Source organism: Mesorhizobium sp. USDA 3734, assembly GCF_056279665.1.
The window spans coordinates 7,570,688-7,591,535 of the sequence record NZ_JBWCCW010000001.1 but is presented as its reverse complement, the minus strand read 5'-3'; the positions used below and the strand labels follow the sequence as shown (position 1 = coordinate 7,591,535).

The 20,848-nt window shown below is 64.0% G+C and carries 21 protein-coding genes and 1 tRNA gene; 16 read left to right on the top strand and 6 right to left on the bottom strand.

Annotated features, from left to right (window positions below; translation table 11 throughout):
* Positions 1 to 27 precede the first annotated feature (27 nt).
* Positions 28 to 2,613, bottom strand: a complete 2,586-nt coding sequence (locus ACZ89F_RS36500) for an ATP-binding protein (RefSeq protein ID WP_476097468.1) — start codon at positions 2,611 to 2,613, stop codon at positions 28 to 30.
* A 245-nt stretch (positions 2,614 to 2,858) separates the two neighbouring features.
* On the opposite strand from ACZ89F_RS36500, the gene ACZ89F_RS36495 reads away from it, so the two are divergent.
* The 5 genes from ACZ89F_RS36495 to ACZ89F_RS36475 all read left to right on the top strand — a co-directional run bounded on the left by ACZ89F_RS36495 (position 2,859) and on the right by ACZ89F_RS36475 (position 7,172).
* Complete coding sequence (locus ACZ89F_RS36495) at positions 2,859 to 3,131, top strand: DUF4242 domain-containing protein (protein ID WP_109658603.1); 273 nt, start codon at positions 2,859 to 2,861, stop codon at positions 3,129 to 3,131.
* Positions 3,109 to 3,417, top strand: coding sequence for a hypothetical protein (locus ACZ89F_RS36490; protein WP_476097133.1), 309 nt, complete (start codon positions 3,109 to 3,111; stop codon positions 3,415 to 3,417). Before ACZ89F_RS36495 ends, ACZ89F_RS36490 begins: the two co-directional genes overlap by 23 nt.
* 180 nt (positions 3,418 to 3,597) lie before the next feature.
* Entirely contained in the window at positions 3,598 to 4,092 is a 495-nt protein-coding gene (locus ACZ89F_RS36485) for a hypothetical protein (protein WP_476097131.1), read from the top strand.
* Between the two features lie 399 nt (positions 4,093 to 4,491).
* Positions 4,492 to 5,892: a lipopolysaccharide biosynthesis protein gene (locus ACZ89F_RS36480; RefSeq protein WP_476097129.1), complete on the top strand. Its 1,401-nt coding sequence runs from the start codon at positions 4,492 to 4,494 to the stop codon at positions 5,890 to 5,892.
* On the top strand, positions 5,892 to 7,172 hold the full coding sequence (locus ACZ89F_RS36475; protein ID WP_476097127.1) for a GNAT family N-acetyltransferase: 1,281 nt from the start codon (positions 5,892 to 5,894) through the stop codon (positions 7,170 to 7,172). The genes ACZ89F_RS36480 and ACZ89F_RS36475 overlap by 1 nt, the downstream gene beginning before the upstream one ends.
* Before the next feature lie 231 nt (positions 7,173 to 7,403).
* Here the strand turns inward: ACZ89F_RS36475 and ACZ89F_RS36470 are convergent.
* Positions 7,404 to 7,488: transfer RNA gene (locus ACZ89F_RS36470), tRNA-Leu, on the bottom strand.
* Positions 7,489 to 7,763: 275 nt separating this feature from the next.
* Here ACZ89F_RS36470 and ACZ89F_RS36465 point away from each other — a divergent pair.
* Together ACZ89F_RS36465 and ACZ89F_RS36460 are read left to right on the top strand one after the other, a co-directional pair.
* Positions 7,764 to 8,351 carry a YqaA family protein gene (locus tag ACZ89F_RS36465; protein WP_476097126.1) on the top strand — a complete coding sequence of 196 codons (588 nt, stop codon included), beginning with the start codon at positions 7,764 to 7,766 and terminating at the stop codon, positions 8,349 to 8,351.
* Positions 8,352 to 8,382: 31 nt separating this feature from the next.
* Positions 8,383 to 8,907 (top strand): disulfide bond formation protein B, encoded by a 525-nt coding sequence (locus ACZ89F_RS36460; RefSeq protein ID WP_476097124.1) that lies wholly within the window; start codon positions 8,383 to 8,385, stop codon positions 8,905 to 8,907.
* A gap of 146 nt (positions 8,908 to 9,053) precedes the next feature.
* On the opposite strand, the gene ACZ89F_RS36455 is transcribed toward ACZ89F_RS36460, so the two are convergent.
* A complete protein-coding gene (locus tag ACZ89F_RS36455; RefSeq protein ID WP_006328497.1) occupies positions 9,054 to 9,611 on the bottom strand; it encodes an HNH endonuclease in 558 nt (185 codons plus the stop codon).
* Positions 9,612 to 9,739: 128 nt separating this feature from the next.
* The gene (locus ACZ89F_RS36450) at positions 9,740 to 10,381 is read right to left on the bottom strand and encodes a DNA-3-methyladenine glycosylase family protein (RefSeq protein WP_476097122.1); all 642 of its coding nucleotides are present in this window, start codon (positions 10,379 to 10,381) and stop codon (positions 9,740 to 9,742) included.
* Between the two features lie 73 nt (positions 10,382 to 10,454).
* On the opposite strand from ACZ89F_RS36450, the gene gluQRS reads away from it, so the two are divergent.
* Together gluQRS and ACZ89F_RS36440 are read left to right on the top strand one after the other, a co-directional pair.
* The gene (gene gluQRS, locus ACZ89F_RS36445) at positions 10,455 to 11,330 is read left to right on the top strand and encodes a tRNA glutamyl-Q(34) synthetase GluQRS (RefSeq protein WP_476097467.1); all 876 of its coding nucleotides are present in this window, start codon (positions 10,455 to 10,457) and stop codon (positions 11,328 to 11,330) included.
* Between the two features lie 148 nt (positions 11,331 to 11,478).
* Complete coding sequence (locus tag ACZ89F_RS36440) at positions 11,479 to 12,372, top strand: DMT family transporter (RefSeq protein ID WP_476097121.1); 894 nt, start codon at positions 11,479 to 11,481, stop codon at positions 12,370 to 12,372.
* Positions 12,373 to 12,443: 71 nt separating this feature from the next.
* Here the strand turns inward: ACZ89F_RS36440 and ACZ89F_RS36435 are convergent, their stop codons facing one another.
* Positions 12,444 to 13,292, bottom strand: a complete 849-nt coding sequence (locus tag ACZ89F_RS36435) for a YihY/virulence factor BrkB family protein (protein WP_215732028.1) — start codon at positions 13,290 to 13,292, stop codon at positions 12,444 to 12,446.
* A gap of 58 nt (positions 13,293 to 13,350) precedes the next feature.
* On the opposite strand from ACZ89F_RS36435, the gene ACZ89F_RS36430 reads away from it, so the two are divergent.
* The 7 genes from ACZ89F_RS36430 (at position 13,351) to ACZ89F_RS36400 (ending at position 18,766) form a co-directional block, all read left to right on the top strand.
* On the top strand, positions 13,351 to 14,217 hold the full coding sequence (locus ACZ89F_RS36430; RefSeq protein WP_476097119.1) for an SDR family oxidoreductase: 867 nt from the start codon (positions 13,351 to 13,353) through the stop codon (positions 14,215 to 14,217).
* 23 nt (positions 14,218 to 14,240) lie between these two features.
* On the top strand, positions 14,241 to 14,432 hold the full coding sequence (locus ACZ89F_RS36425; RefSeq protein ID WP_027038149.1) for a twin transmembrane helix small protein: 192 nt from the start codon (positions 14,241 to 14,243) through the stop codon (positions 14,430 to 14,432).
* A gap of 25 nt (positions 14,433 to 14,457) precedes the next feature.
* Positions 14,458 to 15,039 (top strand): cob(I)yrinic acid a,c-diamide adenosyltransferase, encoded by a 582-nt coding sequence (locus ACZ89F_RS36420; RefSeq protein ID WP_476097117.1) that lies wholly within the window; start codon positions 14,458 to 14,460, stop codon positions 15,037 to 15,039.
* 28 nt (positions 15,040 to 15,067) lie between these two features.
* Positions 15,068 to 15,868: a rhomboid family intramembrane serine protease gene (locus ACZ89F_RS36415; RefSeq protein WP_476097116.1), complete on the top strand. Its 801-nt coding sequence runs from the start codon at positions 15,068 to 15,070 to the stop codon at positions 15,866 to 15,868.
* A gap of 198 nt (positions 15,869 to 16,066) precedes the next feature.
* A complete protein-coding gene (locus ACZ89F_RS36410; protein ID WP_476097114.1) occupies positions 16,067 to 16,816 on the top strand; it encodes an electron transfer flavoprotein subunit beta/FixA family protein in 750 nt (249 codons plus the stop codon).
* A gap of 24 nt (positions 16,817 to 16,840) precedes the next feature.
* The gene (locus tag ACZ89F_RS36405; protein WP_476097112.1) at positions 16,841 to 17,770 is read left to right on the top strand and encodes an electron transfer flavoprotein subunit alpha/FixB family protein; all 930 of its coding nucleotides are present in this window, start codon (positions 16,841 to 16,843) and stop codon (positions 17,768 to 17,770) included.
* 117 nt (positions 17,771 to 17,887) lie between these two features.
* Positions 17,888 to 18,766: a 3-hydroxybutyryl-CoA dehydrogenase gene (locus ACZ89F_RS36400; protein WP_013529423.1), complete on the top strand. Its 879-nt coding sequence runs from the start codon at positions 17,888 to 17,890 to the stop codon at positions 18,764 to 18,766.
* Positions 18,767 to 18,800: 34 nt separating this feature from the next.
* Here the strand turns inward: ACZ89F_RS36400 and ACZ89F_RS36395 are convergent, their stop codons facing one another.
* Positions 18,801 to 20,735: a PAS domain S-box protein gene (locus tag ACZ89F_RS36395; protein ID WP_476097110.1), complete on the bottom strand. Its 1,935-nt coding sequence runs from the start codon at positions 20,733 to 20,735 to the stop codon at positions 18,801 to 18,803.
* Between the last annotated feature and the right edge of the window lie 113 nt (positions 20,736 to 20,848).

Sequence of the window (20,848 nt, the reverse complement as noted above, 5' to 3'; positions counted from 1 at the left end):
TTGATCCCGTCCTCCCGAACACACTTCCTACAGCAGCCCTGAATCGCGTGCCGCCGCAGTGGCTTCACCGCGCGAAACGGCCTCCAGCTTGCCCAGCACCGCCGAGACATGGTGATCGACGGTTTTCGGCGAAATGGTTAGCTGCTCGGCGATCCGCTTGTTGGAAAAGCCGCGTTCGATCAGCTGCAGCACTTCCATCTGGCGCTGGGTCAGGCCGGCCTGATTTTCGCGCGTCGTGCGGCGCGGCCCCCGTGCGATGTTGACGCCGTTGCGCCGCATCGTTTCGCGCACATGCTGGGCCACCGGTCTGGCGCCAAGGTTTTCGAAAATCTCCAGCGCCAAACGCTGCGCTTCCTCGTCACCCTGGGCGAGTGCAAGCCCGCGTTCATAGGGTGCGTTGAGGTCCGCCCAAAGTGACGCGGCCGCCCGCCAGTCTCCGGCCAGAAGCAGCCGGTAGGGCGCGGCCATGCCTGATGTATCGCCGGGGTCGGCATCCGGAGCCAGCTTCTGCCGCCATGTCGCCAGCTCGCTGAAAACCGCGCGTGTCGGCGACAGGCTCTCGGCAAGATCGATCAGCCGCAGCGCCTCTTGCCCGTCGCCTTGCCCTAGCCATGCCTGCTCGGCCATGACGGCCGCATAGGGCGCCAGCCGCTGCAACTCCATTCCCTTTTCCAGGAACTGTTTCATTTCCTGGAAAAGCGGTTCTGGTGAAGGATCGCCACGCCGTATCCGGAGTCTCGCCAGTGCAATCAGCGCCGGATAGCGGACCAGCATGGTCGCATGGTCGTTGGACAGCACATCAAGCGCCTCGGTAGCGGCCTCTTCCCATTGCCCCTGGCGCAACTGCAGCTGCGCCAGCACGCCACGCATATAGTCACGCCAGGTGACGAGATCGTTTTCGACGCAATAGTTGATGCCGCGATCGAGGAAGGACTGTGCCGCGTCGAAGCCAAGCTGGTTCATTTCGCTGCAGGCGCTGTTGGTGAAGGCGCGCGCCGCATGTTCCTGAAAATTCTGCTCGAGCGCGATCTCCAGGCTGCGGGCTAGGTGCAGCCGCCCCGCCGCCAGATCCAGCCACTGCCCGGCGCTGCCGAGATTGTTGAGCGCGTGGCAGACGATGTCGGGCCGGTTCATGCGCTCGGCAAGGTCGACCGCCTTTTCGCCAAGCTGCAAGGCCTCGTCCAGCCTCTCGGCCAGCATCGCCAGTTGCGAGAGGTTGGAGTAGGCCATGGCGAGTTCGGCGCCGGCAGGCACGGTTTCCAGCAGTGCCACCGCCTGCTCGCCGAAGACGTCAGCGGCCTTGCGGTCGCCCATCAGATAGGCAAAGCGCGACAGCCATCTGAGGCTGTCGCCTTCCTTCGCCTTGTTGCCTTGAGCCTGATGCAGGAGGCGCGCATGGCCCTGCGCCTCGATGGCCTCTTCGATCTGGCCAATGAGATGGCATTCGAAGGCATACTTCTCGTAGAGCACGGCGCGGTCCACCGCCGGCAGGCTGTCGGCATGCCGCAGGGCGACCTCATAGTAGCCTGCGGCGTCACGATGCGCGCCGACGCGGGATGCTTCGCGCGCTGCAAGCGGCGCGAATTCGCGCACGGCTTCCAGATTGTGCGCCTCCACCGCGTGATGCACCAGGCGACCCGCGGAGACATCGCTGTTTTCGAGCAGCGCGGCCAACGCGCGCTGGTTGAATTGCCGCCTGTGGCTCGTCGTCAGCATCATTTCCACCGCGCGGCGGGCGATCTCGTGGCGGAAGGCATAGCCGTCGCCCATATCGTCCAGCAGGCCGGCGGAGACGCATTCCGCCAGCTGCCCGGCGCTGGCCACGCCGCACAGGCCCTGCAACGCCCACGCATCGGCGCGCCTTGGAAACACCGACACCGCGTCGAGCATCGAGCGGGCGCCGGCAGACAGCCGCTCGGCCCGCGCCAGCACGGCGTCGCGCACGCTGGCGGGCGGTGTCGTTTCATTTTCGGCGCACAACAATTCGGTGACGAAAAATGCATTGCCGGCCGTCGCCCTATAAATGGCGTCGCCATCGCGGCCCGCCGCATCGGCCAGCGACAGCACCGCCGCCTCGCTGAGCAGCGGCACGTCGATGCGCGCGACATTGCCCGCCGGGATTTCACCCAGCGCGCGGCGCACGCGCATCTGTGCCTCGCTGCGGTCGTTGCGCGCCGTCACCAGAAGCAGGATGTGGGTGTTGACGATGCGCCGGCCGAGAAAGCGAACGAAATCCAGCGTCGCGTCGTCGGCCCAGTGCAAATCCTCGATCACCAGCAGGCTTGGCTGCGTCTTGGTCTCGAATATCTCGAGCGCATCCGAAAACAGCGGCAATCTTTGTCCTTGCCGGTGGTCGATTGCTTGCGGCAGCGCCCATTGCGCCTCCCGGGCAAGATCATAGAGTGGCCCGAGCGGATCGGGTATCGACAGATCCTCGCAGGCGCTGCGCAAGATGCGCGTGCCTTCTGCCGCGCGGCCGATGAAGGCCTCGACGAGTGACGTCTTGCCGGCACCCGCCTCGCCCCCCAGCGCCGCCACCCGGCCACGGCCGCGTGCTGCTTCCATTAGCAGGCCGTCCAGTAGCTCCAGCTGTGTCTGCCGTTCCAGAAGCATTGTCATTCTCTCGCGAGATTGGGGGGTGGCCACCATGGTGGCTGCCGCCACGATAGCCCTGGGCGAGAGCATTGCGATGTGACTTTACACACATTGCAGTGGTTCTCTCCACAAATAACGTCGCCAACATAGGGAATCGTCCCGCCAAAAAATAGGGAATGGCTCCGATGTGCGCTCTTGTCGAACGTGATCATAGTCCGGTCGCGCTCAGATCGAGCGTGAATCAATGCGAAAAGGAACTTCCCATGCCTCGTTATGTGGTGGAACGCACATTTCCAGACGGTCTCAACGTACCGATCACCGAAGTCGGCGCCGATGCGCTCGGCGGCGTCGTCATGCGCAACGCCGAAAAAGGCGTCACCTGGGTGCAGTCCTTCGTGTCGCTCGACAAGAAGCATAGCTTCTGCATCTACGACGGCCCCTCGCCCGAGGCGATCCGCAGCGCGGCCCATAAGAATTCGCTGCCGGTCGACAAGATCATGGAGGTGCGGGTTCTTGACCCTTACTTCTACCGTTGAGTCCCAAAATGATCGGCAAATCGATGAGCATCAAACTGCCCTTCGCGGCAATGGCGACCTGCTTGCTGGCCTGCCGGTCGGTGAACCCGCGCCTGTCGTGGGAGACGCCGGCCAAGCAACCTCCGTGCTCGGCCGTCTATGGCGGTTCGCGGCGAACCTGCCTTCGCATCTGTATGGCGGGCGGCGGCGATTGCCCCCGGAAGACGATTATCTGAGGCGCGACATCGGCCTGTCGGAGCGCGATATCCAGCGGGAATATTGGCAATATTACTGGTGGGACCACTGATTTCGCGGTGCCATTTGTACGCTGAAAGACATTTCGAAAACCGCCGCCTGACCGCGGCCCGTACAAACCGGACGGACGGTTCGTTCCGGATTGCAAAACCAGACGCTGCAGCGTGAAACACGCCTGGCCACCGCCAGTCGTGACCTCCCTGTCGCGTCATCAACAACGAACGGAAAGACCATGACCAAAACGCTTTGGACCGCGGGCTTCGCCGCCCTCCTGTCGATCACGGCCACGACCGCTCACGCCCACGACGCCAACATGCTAGCCGACATGGTGCGCACGGCCAACGACCGCTTCGAGAACGTGGCGGCGGCAACCGCCGAGGGCTATGCGCCGATCCCTTGCGCCAGCGGCATCACCGGCGGCGCCATGGGCATCCACTACGTCAATGGCGCCTATCTAAAGGACGACGCGGTCGACGTCGCCAAGCCCGAGGCGGTGATGTACGAGCCGATGGCCGACGGGACGCTGAAACTGGTGGCGGTCGAATACATCACCTCGAAAGGCCCAGCCTCGCTCGGCGGACAGCTGTTCAACTTCAACAGCGCCCCCAACCGCTATGGCCTCGGCCCGTTCTACGAGCTGCATGTCTGGGCCTGGAAACAGAACCCGACCGGCACCTTCGCCGACATGAACCCGAACGTGTCCTGCGACGCGATGAAGGGGATGTGACACTCCCCATGTGACACCTCTGGCACCGCATATACCCGGTGCCTGGCCTTCCCCTCGCGAGGGGAGGGGCGAGCGCAACGCCGACCCGGCCTCCCAAGCTTCCCGGCGTTCGCTCGCCTTTCGTCATGCCACCGGCACGACGAAAGCGCGTCCCGCGCACCCCCCGCCCGCCGGCCCGCCGCTATGGCTCCCTGCCCTTCGGGCGTTCAGCCCCTTCAAAAGGTCCACTGGACCTTTTGATCCGCCCGAAGGCGGACCGGGCCTTCACCGTTCGTCACTCGAAAAGCCAAATCGTTGGCTTTTCGTCCGCTGCGCGGACCGTTCCCCACCCAACCGTTTCTTAATGTGTTTTGGCTACACCAAAGCCTGAAAAGAAGCGGAAAACGGAGAGAAATCGGGGTGCGCTTTTCCGCGGCCACGACAGCCGGGCGGTTCCTGCCGCAGCGTTTGGCGCTGCGCATGGGGCCGTTGCTTGGCCGCATCGACGCCGTGCTGTTCACCGCCGACGAGCGCGGCGAGGCCGGCCGCATGTCGGTCATCGCCTTCTCCATCCGCATCGTCAGCGCCGTCATCGCCTTCATCAGCCAGGTGCTGATGGCGCGCTGGATGGGCTCGTTCGAATACGGCATCTTCGTCCTCGTCTGGGTGACGATGGTCATCGTCGGCAACCTCGCCTGCCTCGGCTTCCACACCTCGGTCATCCGGTTTATTCCCGAATACCGCGAGCGCGGCCTGATGGACGAGCTGCGCGGCATCGTGCTGGCCAGCCGCCTGTTCGTGCTGATCGCCTCCACGGTCATCGCCGGACTCGGCGCGCTCGGCGTCTGGCTGGCAGCACCGTGGATCGAAAACTACTATGTGATCCCGTTCATCCTCGGCGTCATCTGCCTGCCGATGATCGCCATGTCTGACCTTCTGTCGGGACTGGCGCGCGCCAACAGCTGGGCGCTGTTTGCGCTGTCGCCGACCTATCTCGTGCGACCCATCCTGATCCTGCTGTTCATGGCGCTGATGCTGCTGGCCGGCTACGCCCCCGACGCAAAAACGGCGATCTTCGCCTCGATCGCCGCCACCTACGCCACCACGCTTGGTCAGCTCATCGGAGTCACCCAGCGCATGGAACGGCAGATCCCGGCCGGGCCGATGAAGGTCCATTTCGCGCAATGGTTCATCGTCTCGCTGCCGATCTTCCTGGTCGAGAGCTTCTTCTTCCTGCTCACCAATGCCGACGTGCTGATGGTCGGTGCCTATATGGATCCCAACGACGTCGCCGTCTATTTCGCCACGGTGAAGACGCTGGCGCTGGTGCATTTCGTCTATTTCGCCGTCAAGGCCGGCGTTGCCCAGCGCTATGCGCAATTCACGCATGGCGACCCGCAAAGGCTCGCCGCCTTTGCCCGCGAGACGGTGTCATGGACGTTCTGGCCCTCGCTCCTGATGGCGCTGCTGGTGCTGGCGCTCGGCGAGCCGATGCTGGTGTTGTTCGGGCCTGAGTTCAGCAGTGGCTATCCCTTGCTGTTCCTGCTCGTCTTCGGCGTCGTGGCGCGCGCCGCCGTCGGTCCTTGCGAAAGCCTGCTGACGATGAGCGGCAACCAGAACATCTGCGCCGCCGTCTATGCCATGACGCTGGCCTTCAACATCGCGCTCAACGTGGTGCTGATCCCGATGTTCGGCCTGTGGGGCGCGGCCATGGCCACCGCCTTTGCCATGATCTTCGAAGCCGGCGCGCTGTCCTTCACGGTGTGGCGCAAGCTCGGCATCGTCATGCTTATCTTCGTGCCTGCGAAAGGAGCCGCGTGATGGCCGCCATCCCGTTGCTTGAGGAAACCAGCGGCGGCACCGCCGGCGCCATGGTGTCCGGCCTTGCCGGGCTGACCCGTGACGCCGACCCCGCCCATATCGAGATCCTCGCCAACAACCGGCCCGAGCGCAAGCTCGCCATCTACCCGGCATCGGCCGGCTTCGACCTGGTCGAGGAACTGGATTATCTCTGCGCCCGTACGGTCGAGCCCAACGTGTTCTTCAACCCGCGCTTCCTGGCGCCCGCCATGCCGCGGCTGGAGGATCGAGAAGTGCGGCTGGCGGTCATCCGCGACGGCGACGAATACCGCAACCGGCTGCGCCTCTTGGTACCGTTCTCCGTGGAACGGCCGGTGGTGCCGCTCGGCGTCCCTGTGATGCGCACGTGGTCGAGCCCGTTCGGTCCGCTCGGCACACCGCTGGTCGACCGCGACGATCCGGTCGGTGTCATCGAGGACTTCTTCTCGATGCTGTCGCGCCCGCATCTCAAGCTGCCGAAAGTGTTCGTCCTGGCCGATATCCGGCTCGATGGCCCGGTGGCGAGCCTGCTTGCCACCGTGGCCGAGACGCGCGGCCTGACGCTGGTCACCACCGGCCAGACCCAGCGCCCGGCGCTGGAGAGCGAACTCGACGGCGATGACTATCTGAAGGCGTCGCTGCGTTCGCACCATTATCGCGAGTTCCGCCGCCTGAAGCGGCGCCTTGGCGACCTCGGCAGACTGGAGCATGTCGTGGCGCGCGGCCCCGAAGACATCCGCCACGCCATCGAAAGCTTCCTGACGCTGGAAGCGGCCGGCTGGAAAGGCCGCGAACGCACCGCCATGGCGATCGACCGCTACCGCGCCGCCTTTGCCCGCGAAGCCGTGCACCGGCTGGCCGAGCAGGACATGTGTCGCATCCATTCATTGACGCTCGACGGCCGCACCATCGCCTGCCTGATCGTCTTCGTCGAAGCCGGCGTCGCCTACACCTGGAAGACCGCCTATGACGAGACGCTGGCCAGCTATTCGCCCGGCACGCTGCTGATGATCGAGGTGACCAGGCAGCATCTCGACGACCCCAACATCATGATGACCGATTCCTGCGCCGTGCCCGACCATCCGGTAATGAGCAGGCTGTGGGCCGAGCGCAAGCCGATGGGCACGCTGGTCATCGGCCTGACGCCGGACGCCGACCGCCTCACCCGCCAGGCCGCCTCGCAGTTGCACCTCTACCGCGAAACCCGCAACATGGCCCGCCTGCTGCGCAACCGGATGAAGAGCTTGCTGGGGCGGCGGTAAAGCCCGAGCTTGGGTGGTTAACCGATGCAAACCGGAAATTGCGACAAGCTGGCCCTTGGGTCGCCCTGCTGATCGGCCTTGCGATCATATTCAGGAATGCCTTCTGGCACACCGAGCCCCAAAAAGCCGAGCCGTTGAAATGCACTCCAACGGTTGTCGTGTCCGCGGACGGCCTCTGCAAACCGTCCTGATCCCTGCCGGAATTCAGATTCCGAACTCGGAAAAGTGAATTGGTGCCCCTAGCCGGAATCGAACCAGCACTCCTTGCGGAACTCGATTTTGAGTCGAGCGCGTCTACCAATTCCGCCATAGGGGCTCAGGCCGGGCGGCCTGGATGGCGCGGGACTATACGGTTGGAGGCCCGTTCGTCAACTGGCCAATTCTCCGGCGCCCTCAAGATGCGACCAAACTGCGCCTTTCGATTTCGTGACGGGGCTGCCATTGTGCAGCGCGGAAAATCTTTCTAGACAGGCGGCGCATCGAAGTGCTGCACGTCTGGAGGGACGATAGGGCGCTTTGGGTCTGGTTTTTGTGCACGCCATTGTCCCGAAAACGCTGCGCACCTTTGGGCGACACGCATTAGGAGTGCCGATGCTTCGCGGACTTTACGACTGGACCTTGTCGCTGGCGGCCCGCAAATCCGCCGAATGGTGGCTGGCCTTCATCGCTTTCGTCGAGAGTTCGGTGTTCCTGGTGCCGGCCGACGTGCTCTATCTGCCGATGGCGTTGTCGCGGCCGGATCGCGCCTACCGCTATGCGCTGATCGCCACGGTCGCCTCGGTGCTGGGCGGCATCGCCGGCTGGTTCATCGGCCATTACGCCTATGACGCGGTGGCGAGGCCGATCCTGGAATTCTACGGCAAATATGACGAGTTCGAAGCGTTGCGGACCTCGTCGGGTGTCGGCTTCATCATCCTGATGCTGATCACGTCGGGGGCTGCCCATCTGCCGCCGATCAAGGTGGTGACGATCCTTTCCGGCGTCATCGGCGTCAATTTGCTGCTGTTCATCGTGCTGGCGATCGTGGCACGCGGCGCCCGCTTCCTGCTGCTGGCCTGGCTGCTGCGCCGTTATGGCGAGCCGATCCGCGAATTCATCGAAAAGCGCCTTGGCCTGATCGCCGGCGGCGGCGCGGCTGCCCTGATTTTGCTCTATATCGTCGTCAAATACGCGTTCTGAGCAGGCGGCGAACTCAACGGACGAAAAACCCATGACAGCGACCATGAATGTCGACACTGGACGCCAGCGGACACGCACGGCCTTGTTCCTCGCCCTCGCCATGGCCGCCACCGTCGGCTCGGCGCTCGGCTTCCAGTATCTCGGCGGCTATATCCCTTGCCACCTCTGTCTGGAGCAGCGCACGCCCTACTATATCGGCGTGCCGCTGATGGTGCTGGCGGTGATTGCATCGATGCTGCACGCACCTAGCTGGCTGACGCGCGGCCTGCTGGGCGTCGGCGGCCTGCTGATGCTCTACGGCCTCTATCTCGGCGTCTACCACTCCGGCGTCGAATGGCAGTGGTGGGCCGGCCCGACCGATTGCACCGCGGGCGCCGGGCCGGTCGACACCGGCGGCAAGGGCGTGCTCGACGCGCTCGACAAATTCGTGCCGCCGTCCTGCGACAAGGCCGCTTTGCGCATCCTCGGCCTGTCGCTGGCCGGCTGGAACGCCATCGCCAGCCTGGTCCTCGCCGCTATCGCCTTCCGCGGCGCCCTCACCCGCGACCAAAACTGAGCCGACGCGAGACCGTTCAAGAATTCGGCAGGCTGAGTCGGATGAAGTGATTTTCGAGAACCGGAGCGGAGCGTACTGAAGTACGTGAGCACCGGAAGCGCAGAAAATCGCTTCAGGCGGCCAGCCTCCCGAATTCTCGGACGATCTCAAGGTTCCAGTTCGACATCCCAATAGAGATAATCCATCCAGCTCTCATGCAGATGGTTGGGCGGGAACAGGCGGCCATTGTTGTGCAGATCGTGCACTGTCGGCTGGAAAGGCTTCTGCAGCGGCCACATCTTGGCATGCGCCGGCATCATGCCGCCCTTCCTGAGGTTACAGGGCGAGCAGGCGGCAACGACATTCTCCCACGTCGTGGCACCGCCACGGTGGCGGGGGATGACGTGATCGAAGGTCAAATCCTCCGGCGTGCCGCAATACTGGCACTGGAAACGGTCGCGCAGGAACACGTTGAAGCGGGTAAAGGCCGGATGCCTGGACGGCTTCACGTAGGCCTTCAGGCTGACCACGCTCGGCAGCTTCATCGAGAAGGTCGGCGAGGAGACCGCGTGCTCGTATTCGGCGACGATGTTCACCCGGTCGAGGAACACCGCCTTGATGGCATCCTGCCACGACCAGAGCGACAGGGGGTAATAGCTGAGCGGACGGTAATCCGCATTCAGCACCAGTGCTGGAAGCCCATCCGGAGATACGGCAACCGTCACGTGTTTACCTCCTTGGTTCTAGACCCGAACGGCGCGGATACTGTAAGCCCGACATGACAGGGATGTGAAGCGGATTGTCGCGTCGCTGAAGCACCAAAAATGCATGATTTTTATTCTTTTTTGCGGATTCAGGCCGATGGCACGGCGTCCCGCCCTCTGGTTTCGCGATAATAGGACCAGAAAAGCCGTGATGCGACACCTCGCCACGGGCTCCATGATTCGGCCAAGGCGATCAGGGTTTTCTCCGGCGGACGCGGCTCGATGCCGAGCGCGTGGCCGACCGCGCTCTGCAGCGCGACGTCGCGTGCGGGGAAGATGTCGGGGTGTCCGGCGGCAAACAACAGGTACACTTCCGCCGTCCAGGGACCGATGCCGGGTACCGCCGTCATCGTCGTGATCGCCTCCTGGGCATCGAGCGAACAGAGGTGATGCAGATCGAGGCCGTCGACCACGGCCTGGGCAACGGCAATCAGGCCGCGCTGCTTCGGCCGCGACAGGCCGGCCTCGCGAAACATGTCCTCGCCGGCGGCAAGGATCGCCTGCGGCGTCAGCGGATCGACGAGCTTGGTCAGCCGGCCGAAGATGGCATCGGCGCTGGCGCGGGACACTTGCTGTGAGACGACGATCGACGCCAGGCTCCGAAACCCCGGCTCGGACAGCCGCAGCGGCACCTCGCCGGCCATGCCGCGCACCTTTTCCAGGCGCGGGTCGATCACGCAAAGCGCATCGAGCCCCCGGGCAATGTCGTCTGATGTCACGATACGCTGCATGCTTTCTTGTTCCTCGACCGTCGACAGGGTAGCAATTGGCGAAGCGCCGCAAAACATGATTGCCGCCTCAGAGATGACACTCCTGACATTCCGCTTCGCCCCCAGCCCCAACGGCGACCTGCATCTTGGCCACGCCTATTCGGCGCTGCTCAACCAGAAGCTGGCGGCACAGACGGACGGTCGCCTGCTGCTGCGCATCGAGGATATCGACATGACGCGCTGCACGCCGCAATTCGAGGCCGGCGTGCTTGCCGACCTGAAATGGCTGGGGCTTGGCTGGGAAGAGCCGGTGCGCCGCCAATCCGAGCATTTCGCCGAATACCAGGCGGTGCTCGAGCGGCTGATCGCGGAAGAGCTCGTCTATCCCGCCTTCATGAGCCGTGGCGAAATCCGCGCCTTCATCACCGACAGCGAAGGGCGCGGGCGCGACTGGCCGCGCGATCCCGACGGCGTGCCGCTCTATCCCTCCGCCGACAAGGCGCTGCCGGCCAAGGAACGCAAGCGACGCATCGCCGAGAATACGCCCTTCGCCTGGCGGCTGGATGTCGACGCCGCCATGGCGCGTGTCGGCAAGGAGCTTTCATGGAACGAATTCGTCGACGAGAGCCTTTCCGCGACCCGATCGGTCGAAGCCCGCCCGCGGGACTGGGGCGACGTGATCGTCGCGCGCCGCGACATCCCGACCAGCTACCACCTCGCCGTCGTCATGGACGATGCGCTGCAAGCCGTCAGCCATGTCGTGCGCGGCCAGGATCTGTTTTCCGCCACCGGCGTGCAGCGCCTGCTCCAGGAACTCCTCGGACTGCCGCAGCCTGCCTATTTCCATCATCGCCTCGTCCTCGGGCCGGATGGACGAAAGCTGTCAAAGAGCTTCAGTGACACCGGCCTTGCCGCCTTGCGCAATGCCGGCGCATCACCGGATGACGTCAGGCAACTGGTCGGACTTTGAGCGCGGCGCGGCCAAGGTAACGCATGTCGAACTTGACGCCGTTGAATTCCGGTGATGCATGGATCAATGGTTTCGTTTTGCGCGCCGGGTTGAAGCGCAGTAGAGCAGCGCCACGATCAACTCCCTCCAGCGCGGCGATCTCCGGAAAATGCACAGCATCAAGCGGTTCATTCCCGCCACCTTCGTCGTCCTGTGGGCGACCGGCTTTATCGGTGCGCGCTACGCCATGCCATGGGCGGAGCCTTTCACCTTCCTCGCCGCACGGTTCGTCATCGCCGCCATCCTGCTGGCCGTTCTGATGCTTGTGCTGGGCTCGAAGAGAGCCACACGCGAGGAGGCATTGCATGCCACCGGCGCGGGCATCCTGATGCACGGCGTCTATCTTGGCGCCGTGTTCTGGGCCATCCACAGGGGCATGCCGGCCGGCTTTTCGGCCCTGATCGTTGGCCTGCAGCCGCTGATCACGGCGGTGCTAGCCGGCAAGTTTCTCGGCGAGGCGATCCTGCCGCGCCACTGGGCCGGCCTTGGCATCGGCCTCATCGGCATCGTCATCGTGCTGTGGCCTAAGCTCGGCGCGCTCGGCGGCGGCGTGACGGCAGCGACACTGACCGCATCGCTGGTCTCGGTGCTCGGCATGAGCGCCGGCACCATCTGGCAGAAGCGCTTCGCCTCCGGCGGCGATCTCGTCGCGGCGACCATGTGGCAATATGTCGGCGGCGCGGCTGTGATGATCCTGGCCGCGCTGGCCTTCGAGACGCACACCGTCGTCATCAATGGCGAACTGATCTTCGCCATGGCCTGGCTGGTGCTGGTGCTGTCGCTGGGCGCCATCTTCCTGCTGATGGTGATGATCCGCGACGGCGAGATGTCGAAAGTGGCCTCGCTGTTCTACCTGGTGCCGGCGGTGACGGCCCTCATCGCCTGGGCCTTGTTCGACGAGCAGCTCAATGCGCTGCAGATTGTCGGCATGGCCATCACGACATTCGGCGTTGGCCTGGCGACGGCGAGGCCGAACAGAGGAATTGAAGAATTGAAGAATTGAAGAATTCGGGGTCCTCAATTCCTCAATTCTCCAGTTCTTCAATTCCTCTTCCCTATCTGCCCGGCATCCGCTCATCCGACCCGCGCGCGGGCCTCCAGATAGCGGCTGATCGCGGCATTGAGTTCGCCGCCGAGGATGAAGATCGCCGAGACCATGTAGAGGAAGACCACGGCGATCATGATCGAGGCCAGGCCGGCATAGGTCGTCACATAGGACGAGAAGTGATCGAGATAGCTGGCGAAGATGGTCGAGCCGATGAGCCATGCGGCCAGCGTGAAGATGATGCCCGGCACCAGCGAGACGAAGCGGCGCTTGCCCGCCGGCAGCCAGAAATGCACGGCAAACAATCCGCCGACAATGACCGCCGAGGCGATCACATAACGCCATAGCGTGATCGTGCCCATATAGGGCTTGATCCCGTCGATATGGGCTTCGGCGAGCCGCGCCAGCAGCGGCGCGAACACCAGGAGCACGCTGATCGCCAGGAAACCGGCCGTGGCGATGAGAACGAAGATGATGCTCTGCACCCGGCGGTAGATGATGCCGCGCGTTTCCGAGACACGGTAGGCGCGGTTGAGCGACGTGCGCAGCGCCTCGATGCCGTTCGAGGCAAAATAAGCCGCAAGCACCACGCCGTAGGTCAAAAGGTCGGTGCGCCTGACGGTCAGCACATTGAGCACTTCACGCGCGATCGGCTTGGCGATCTGTTCGGGCCAGGTGTCGAAGACCAGGTGCACGGCCGTGTCGGAGAACGCCTGCGCGCCGAGAAAGCTCGCCAGCGTCGTGGCAAAGATCAGGAACGGGAACAGCGCCATCAGCGAGGTGATCGCCAGATGGCTGGCCATCGCCCAGCCGTCATCGGTGTTGAAATGGCCAAGCGCGTCGTAGAGGACCCGCTTGAGGGCTACGATCTTCCGCATCAAGAACCGCGCCCTCCAATTGTCTCCACGCCGGGAATATGGGAAGGGTTTGCGGCAAATGGCAACCCTTGGCGAAACCACGAACAGCCCGGCGCAGGAATTGTGCTCGATTATCGTCACTGGCGCATCTTCGGGAATAGGCGCGTACTGCGCCCGCGCCTTGAAGGCGGAAGGCTGGCGGGTGTTCGCAACGGCGCGCAAGCCGCAGGACATCGCCGCGCTCGAAGCCGACGGTATCGAGGCTTTCTATCTCGATTACTGCGAGCCGGACTCCATCGCCGCGCTGGTGACGGCGGTGCTCGACCGCACCGGCGGGCGGCTCGACGCCCTGTTCAACAATGGCGCCTATGCGCAGCCCGGCGCCGTCGAGGATCTGCCCGTTGCAGCGCTCAAGGAGCAGTTCGAGGCGAATTTCTTCGGCTGGCATGACCTGACCCGCCGGCTGGTGCCGGTGATGCGCCGCCAGGGTCACGGCCGCATGGTCCATTGCTCGTCGATCCTCGGCCTGACGCCGGTGCGTTTTCGCGGCGCCTATTCGGCATCGAAGCACGCCCTGGAGGCCCTGATGCTCTGCCAGCGCCAGGAACTGGCCGGCAGCGGCGTCCATGTTTCGCTGATCGAGCCAGGGCCGGTGAAGTCAAAGATCGCCAGCAATGGCCTCATTTGGTTTCTCAGGAATATCGACCACGAGAATTCCGTGCACCGCGTGGACTATGCCGCGCAACTCGAGCGGCTGCGGGCCGGCGGCAGCCAATCGGCCTTGAAGCCGGGGCCGGAAGTGGTTCACGCGGCGCTGCGCCATGCACTTCTGTCGCGGCGCCCGCGCCCGCACTATGTGGTAACAGTGCCGGCCAGGATCGGAGCGATGCTCAAACGCATCCTGCCGGCATCGATGCTCTATCGCATCCTTGCCAAACGCGCCTGAATCAACCGAACTGGGAACACGCCATGGCAACCGTCTTCAACATCCTCGCCATTCTGGTCATGGTCGCCGTGGTGATCGTACTTGTTCGCGGCCTCATCAACATGATGCGCGGCGGCTCCGGCGTCACCTCGAACAAGCTGATGCAGGCGCGCGTCATGCTGCAGGCCGTGGCGCTGGTGCTGATCCTGCTGGCGGTGTATTTCACCCGCAAGTGAGGATATCGACGGCCGGGGAGGCGAAATGGTCAAGCTCAACAAGATCTACACCCGCACCGGCGATGATGGCACCACGGGCCTCGGCACCGGCGAACGGCGGCTGAAATCCGATCTGCGGGTGGACGCTTACGGCACGGTCGACGAGGCCAATGCCTGCATCGGCATCGCCCGGGTCCACACGGCCGCGACCCACCCGGCGATAGACGCCATGCTTTCGCGCATCCAGAACGATCTATTCGACCTTGGCGCCGATCTTGCGGTGCCCGACGACGGCAAGCCGCTCGGCTATGAACCGTTGCGCATCATCGCCGTGCAGACCGACCGGGTCGAGAAGGACATCGACCTGCTCAACAAGGAGCTTCAGCCGCTCAAGTCCTTCGTGCTCAATGGCGGCACGCCGGCAGCGGCGGCACTTCACCTTGCCCGCACCGTGGCGCGGCGAGCCGAACGGCTGATGGTGGCACTGGCCCAGGACCCGCACGAGCACGTCAATCGCGACGGACTGAAATACATCAACCGCGTCTCGGATTTCCTGTTTGTCGCCGCCCGGGCGGTCAATGACAACGGAAACGCCGACGTGCTATGGGTTCCCGGCAAGAACCGCTGATTGTCGAAAGCGGAAGAGGGCTTGGGGCATGTTCATCCCGCTTTACGACACCAACAGACTGCGGCACATCCGCCTGCAATATGTGACAATCGGGCTGATCGTGGTCAACGCCCTGGTCTATCTCGCCACCGCGCTCGGCGGCGAGAATTTCTCCAATGCCGCCGTGCTTGGCCTCGGCTTCATTCCGTCTGTCGTCCATGACACCGCCGAGCTCGATCCCCGTTTTATCGTCATCCCCGAAAGCCTGAGCTACCTCACCTATTCCTTCCTGCACGCCGACATCTTCCACCTCGGCGGCAACATGCTGTTCCTGTGGGTGTTCGGCGACAATGTCGAGGATGCGCTGGGCCACATCCGCTACCTCATTTTCTACCTGTTGTGCGCCATTGCGGGAGCCGCCTTCCAGGGCCTTGTCGCCTGGGATTCGCAGGTGCCGCTGATCGGCGCGTCCGGCGCCATCGCCGGCGTGGTCGTCGCCTATCTGATCCTTTATCCCAGGGTGAAGGTCTGGGTGCTGGCCTTTGCCCGCATCCCGCTGCGCATTCCGGCCTTCATCCCGCTCATCCTGTGGGTGCTGTTCCAGGTGGTGATGTTTGCCGCCGGCGGCGAGGACCAGATTTCCTGGGCCTGCCACATTGGCGGCATCATCGCCGGCGCCGTGCTGGTGCTCGTCTTGCGCAGCCGCGGCGTGCCGCTTTTTGCCGGCGCTGACGAGGATGCCGCGGTCGCCGCTCCCAACCAGCCGCAGGCCACTGCTGAACCAGTGGCGCCTGAGCCACCCGCCGCGACGCCGCGTTGGGGGCGCGGAAACGCTTCCAGTTCGGACTGAACCGATTTGAGAGGCTTGCAGCGTATTGACGTGCAGGGTTGCCGCAACTACGGAAACGTCTCCGCTGCGGCTTAAGGCGGTCAAAGACCAGAATTTCCATTCGGCCCGAATTTCCACCCGGAATGTCGGCTTTCGACAACTCAGAACGGGCGCAGGCTGTTATAGCGCGCCCAACTAGCGTGAAGAGGTGACAGGCAAATGAAGATCCTTGTGCCCGTGAAGCGGGTTGTGGATGCGAACGTCAAGGTTCGCGTGAAGGCTGATGGTTCGGCGGTGGAACTCGCCAACGTCAAGATGGCGATGAATCCGTTCGACGAGATCGCGGTGGAAGAAGCGATCCGGCTGAAGGAAGCCGGCAAGGCGGAAGAAATCATCGTCGTCTCGATTGGCCCGCAGCAGGCGCAGGAAACCCTGCGCACCGCGCTCGCCATGGGCGCCGACCGCGCCATCCTGGTCAAGACCGACGAACAGACCGAGCCGCTCGGCGTCGCCAAGGTGCTGAAGGGCGTCGTCGACGCCGAGCAGCCCGGCCTCGTCATCCTCGGCAAGCAGGCGATCGACGACGATTCCAACCAGACCGGCCAGATGCTGGCGGCACTGCTCGGCTGGGCGCAGGGCACCTTCGCCTCCAAGATCGTGCTCGACGGCGACAAGGCCAAGGTGACGCGCGAAGTCGACGGCGGCCTGCAGACTGTGGAACTGAAGATGCCGGCGATCGTCACCGCCGACCTTCGCCTCAATCAGCCGCGCTACGCCTCGCTGCCCAACATCATGAAGGCCAAGAAGAAGCAGCTTGACGAGAAGACCCCGGCCGACTACGGCGCCGACGTCAAGCCGCGGCTGAAGGTCATCAAGACCGAGGAGCCGAGTGGCCGCAAGGCAGGCGTCAAGGTCAAGAGCGTCACTGAGCTGGTCGACAAGCTCAAGAACGAAGCCGGCGTGTTGTAAGCGATCGGGAAAGGAACAAGAAAAATGGCTATTCTCCTCATCGCGGAACACGACAACGCAACGCTTTCCGACCAGACCGCCAAGGCGCTGTCGGCGGCGCTGCAGATCGGCTCGGACGTGCATGTGCTGGTTGCCGGCAAGGGCGCCAGGCCGGCAGCGGATGCCGCCGCCAAGCTGAAGGGTGTGAGCAAGGTGCTGTTGGCCGAGGCCGACGAGCTTGCCGAGCGCCTGGCCGAACCGACGGCAGCACTCGTTGTATCGCTGGCGGGCGCCTACGACACCATCATCGCGCCAGCAACTTCGTCGGGCAAGAACGTCGCGCCGCGTGTGGCGGCCCTGCTCGATGTCGCGCAGGTGTCCGAGATCATCGAAGTCGTATCGCCCGACACCTTCAAGCGGCCGATCTATGCCGGCAACGCTATCCAGACGGTGCAGTCGAGCGACGCCAAGAAGGTGATCACGGTCCGCACGGCCTCCTTCCAGGCAGCCCCCGAGGGCGGCTCGGCGGCCGTCGAGACCGTCAAGGCGGCGGCCAACCCCGGCCTCTCCTCCTTCGTCGAGAACAAGCTGTCCGAGACCGACCGTCCGGAGCTGACCTCCGCCAAGATCATTATCTCGGGTGGTCGTGCGCTGGGTTCGGCGGAGAAGTTCCAGGAAGTCATCCTGCCGGTTGCCGACAAGCTCGGTGCAGCCGTCGGCGCCTCCCGCGCCGCGGTCGATGCCGGCTATGCGCCGAACGACTGGCAGGTCGGCCAGACCGGCAAGGTCGTGGCGCCCGATCTCTACATCGCCGTGGGCATCTCCGGCGCCATCCAGCACCTCGCCGGCATGAAGGATTCGAAGGTCATCGTCGCCATCAACAAGGACGAGGAGGCGCCGATTTTCCAGGTTGCCGACTACGGCCTTGTCGGCGATCTCTTCGTCATTCTGCCGGAGCTGCAAAAGGCGCTTTGACGCTTTCTGCCAAAGCGTATTAAATAGTGAGGGGTGGGGTAGACGAAGTCGCCCCGCCCTTTTAGTTTGCACCGCACAAAAAGCAGGCCGCAAAGGCCTTTTGACGGGATCGGTGTAATGAGCAAGATCGAGACGATCGGCATCATCGGCGCGGGCCAGATGGGCGGCGGCATCGCCCATGTCTCCGCGCTTTCGGGCTACAAGGTGCTGATCTACGACATATCGCCCGACCGCATCGAGAAGGGTATCGCCACCATCAGCGGCAACATGGCCCGCCAGGTGGGATCCGGCAAGCTCGACGAAAAGGTGCGCAACGACGCGATGGGCCGCATTTCGGCCGCCCCGGCGATGGCCGATCTTGCCGGCGCGGACCTGGTGATCGAGGCGGCGACCGAGGACGAGACGGTCAAGCGCAAGATCTACGCCCAGCTCTGCCCCCAGCTCAATCCCGAAGCCATCCTGGCGACCAACACCTCGTCGATCTCGATCACGCGGCTTGCCGCGCAGACCGACCGGCCGGAGCGGTTCATCGGCATACATTTCATGAACCCGGTGCCGCTGATGAAGCTGGTCGAGCTGGTGCGCGGCATCGCCACCGAGGACCAGACCTTCGAGGCAGCCAAGACCTACGTGAAGCAGCTCGACAAGACGATCACGGTCTCGGAGGATTTTCCGGCCTTCATCGTCAACCGCATCCTGCTGCCGATGATCAACGAGGCGATCTACACGCTCTATGAGGGCGTCGGCTCGGTCGATGCCATCGACACCGCCATGCGGCTCGGCGCCAACCATCCGATGGGGCCGCTGCAGTTGGCTGACTTCATCGGGCTCGATACCTGCCTGTCGATCATGCAGGTGCTGCATGACGGCCTGTCGGACTCGAAATACCGCCCCTGCCCGCTGCTGGTGAAATATGTCGAGGCCGGCTGGCTCGGCCGCAAGACCGGGCGTGGTTTTTACGATTATCGCGGCGAGCATCCCGTCCCGACGCGCTGATCAGATCCGAGTCAGCTGATAGGCTCGGCTCTGATCAGGACGCGGCAGCCAGTGGCTCGGGCGGTTCTTCCCTGTCGGCCATGCCCTCGCCGTCCGGGGCGACACAAACGCAGCCACGGCCGGCCGCCTTGGCCGCATAGCAAGCCGCGTCGGCCCTGGCGATGATCTCGTCGGCCTCGCCGCAATTGGCGTTGATCGCAGCCAACCCGATGCTGGCGCCGATCACGTGAGGACGACCGTCCCAGGTGAAGTCCAGGCCGCCGATCGCATCGATGATGGAGCGCGCCGCGATCTTGGCGCCGGCTGCCGAACCGGATTTCAGAATGACCGCGAATTCGTCGCCGCCCAGCCGAGCGACGATGTCGTCTGGACCAAGCACGCCGCGAACGGCCTCGGCAACCCGCTTCAGCAGCGCGTCTCCCGCCGCATGGCCGCCCGTATCGTTGACCAGCTTGAAGTGGTCGAGATCGATGAACATGAACTGATGTCCGCCGCCTCCGTCGGCCGTACCGTCCTTGCGCGCCTGACCGACCAGCTCCTCCATGGCGCGGATGAAGCTCGAGCGATTGGCAAGGCCGGTCAGCGCATCATGCGCGGCGGCATGGGCGAGTTGGCGCTGCAGCGCGCGCGCATCGGTAAAATCCTGGAAAACGATGACCAGCCCGCAGAATTCGTTCCGTTCGTTGATGATCGGCGACACGACCTGACGGATGCTGCAGCGCGTGTCGTCGCGCCGGATGAGAACGGCGCGGCTGTTCTGGTCCGCGGGCGGCTGGCCGCCGATCGCCGGTCGGGTCACGCCGATCCGGTGCCCCGGCTCCTCATCGACCGCCCAGTAGACATGGCCAAGCATTTTGCCGAGAGCCTCGCCGCCGGCAACACCGGTCAGTTTTTCGGCGACCGGATTCATGAAGGTGACGCGGTTTGCGGCATCGGTGCAGATGACGGCATCGCCGATCGACTGCAGGGTCACCCTCAGCCGCTCCTTTTCATCGGCCAGCATTGCCGCCGACACGGTGAGGCATGCTTCGGCCTCCTTGCGCCGGGTGATGTCGGTCAGGCTGCCGATGGCCCTGATGAGCCGTCCGTCCTCGTCACGCTCGATGGCCTTGCCGCGGTCGAGGATCCACATCCAGTGGCCATCCTTGTGGCGCATCCTGAACTCGGCTTCAAAGAACGGCGTCTTGCCCTCGAGATGGGCGCGATCCGCTTCGGCGACAATCTCGCGATCGTCGGGATGGATCATCGTCAGCCAGCGGTCGGTGTCGCCATCGAGCTCACCATCCGCATAGCCCAGCATCTTGACCCAGGTCGAGGAATAGGTCGTACCGCCCTTGCGCATGTCGAGGTCCCAGACACCCTGGCCGGCGCCGGCCAGGGCAAAATTCCAACGCGTTTCCGCTTCGGCAATGCGCGCCTCGGCCTGCTTGCGCGCGTCGATGTTCTCTATTTGCGAGACAAGATAAAGCGGGCTGCCGTTGTTCTCGTCGCGAATGACCGAACCGGCAAGATGCGCCCAGATGGGCGTTCCGTCCTTCCTGAGATAGCGCTTCTCGAAATGGAAGGAATTGACCGTGCCCGCTTTCAGACCGTCCATCGTTTCCCGCCCGATCTGCAGATCGTCGGGATGCGTGATCTGGAAGAAGGTCAGCGCCTCGATCTCTTCACTGCTGTAGCCAAGCATGGCGGCGAAGGCCGGATTGGTCTCGAGAATGCGCCCGTCAACGCTGACGACGGCCATACCGATCGCCGAATCCTCCATGGCACGGCGGAAGCGCAGCTCGCTCTCCGCGATCTGCCGGCGATCCCCGCTGATCCGGCGGGTGAACAGGGCGGCGAGGAACAGCGCGCCCGCCGCCACCGCCACCGAAATCTGCAGACAGAGTTTCAGGGCTTCGGTGCCGAGGTCCAGGCGCGACACAAGGATCGAGGCCGCCACGACGCACAGGCCGGCCACGAGCAACGCCAAGCCTGCATGCCCGAGAGATTTTCGGCCGGTCAACCCTCGCCACATCACGATACGTGCCATCCCCGTGCGCAAACGCATGTTCTCGCATCAACCTTGACGGGTCGATTTTAAGG

Excerpts from the sequence above, each read along its gene's own strand:
- ACZ89F_RS36460 (WP_476097124.1), top strand. The coding sequence starts at position 8,383 with ATGACAGCGACCATGAATGTCGACACTGGACGCCAGCGGACACGCACG.
- ACZ89F_RS36485 (WP_476097131.1), top strand. The coding sequence starts at position 3,598 with ATGACCAAAACGCTTTGGACCGCGGGCTTCGCCGCCCTCCTGTCGATC.
- ACZ89F_RS36440 (WP_476097121.1), top strand. The coding sequence starts at position 11,479 with ATGCACAGCATCAAGCGGTTCATTCCCGCCACCTTCGTCGTCCTGTGG.
- ACZ89F_RS36415 (WP_476097116.1), top strand. The coding sequence starts at position 15,068 with ATGTTCATCCCGCTTTACGACACCAACAGACTGCGGCACATCCGCCTG.
- ACZ89F_RS36450 (WP_476097122.1), bottom strand. The coding sequence starts at position 10,381 with ATGCAGCGTATCGTGACATCAGACGACATTGCCCGGGGGCTCGATGCG.
- ACZ89F_RS36500 (WP_476097468.1), bottom strand. The coding sequence starts at position 2,613 with ATGCTTCTGGAACGGCAGACACAGCTGGAGCTACTGGACGGCCTGCTA.
- ACZ89F_RS36405 (WP_476097112.1), top strand. The coding sequence starts at position 16,841 with ATGGCTATTCTCCTCATCGCGGAACACGACAACGCAACGCTTTCCGAC.
- ACZ89F_RS36420 (WP_476097117.1), top strand. The coding sequence starts at position 14,458 with ATGGTCAAGCTCAACAAGATCTACACCCGCACCGGCGATGATGGCACC.
- ACZ89F_RS36435 (WP_215732028.1), bottom strand. The coding sequence starts at position 13,292 with ATGCGGAAGATCGTAGCCCTCAAGCGGGTCCTCTACGACGCGCTTGGC.
- ACZ89F_RS36495 (WP_109658603.1), top strand. The coding sequence starts at position 2,859 with ATGCCTCGTTATGTGGTGGAACGCACATTTCCAGACGGTCTCAACGTA.
- ACZ89F_RS36400 (WP_013529423.1), top strand. The coding sequence starts at position 17,888 with ATGAGCAAGATCGAGACGATCGGCATCATCGGCGCGGGCCAGATGGGC.
- ACZ89F_RS36410 (WP_476097114.1), top strand. The coding sequence starts at position 16,067 with ATGAAGATCCTTGTGCCCGTGAAGCGGGTTGTGGATGCGAACGTCAAG.
- ACZ89F_RS36475 (WP_476097127.1), top strand. The coding sequence starts at position 5,892 with ATGGCCGCCATCCCGTTGCTTGAGGAAACCAGCGGCGGCACCGCCGGC.
- ACZ89F_RS36425 (WP_027038149.1), top strand. The coding sequence starts at position 14,241 with ATGGCAACCGTCTTCAACATCCTCGCCATTCTGGTCATGGTCGCCGTG.
- ACZ89F_RS36430 (WP_476097119.1), top strand. The coding sequence starts at position 13,351 with ATGGCAACCCTTGGCGAAACCACGAACAGCCCGGCGCAGGAATTGTGC.
- gluQRS (WP_476097467.1), top strand. The coding sequence starts at position 10,455 with ATGACACTCCTGACATTCCGCTTCGCCCCCAGCCCCAACGGCGACCTG.
- ACZ89F_RS36465 (WP_476097126.1), top strand. The coding sequence starts at position 7,764 with ATGCTTCGCGGACTTTACGACTGGACCTTGTCGCTGGCGGCCCGCAAA.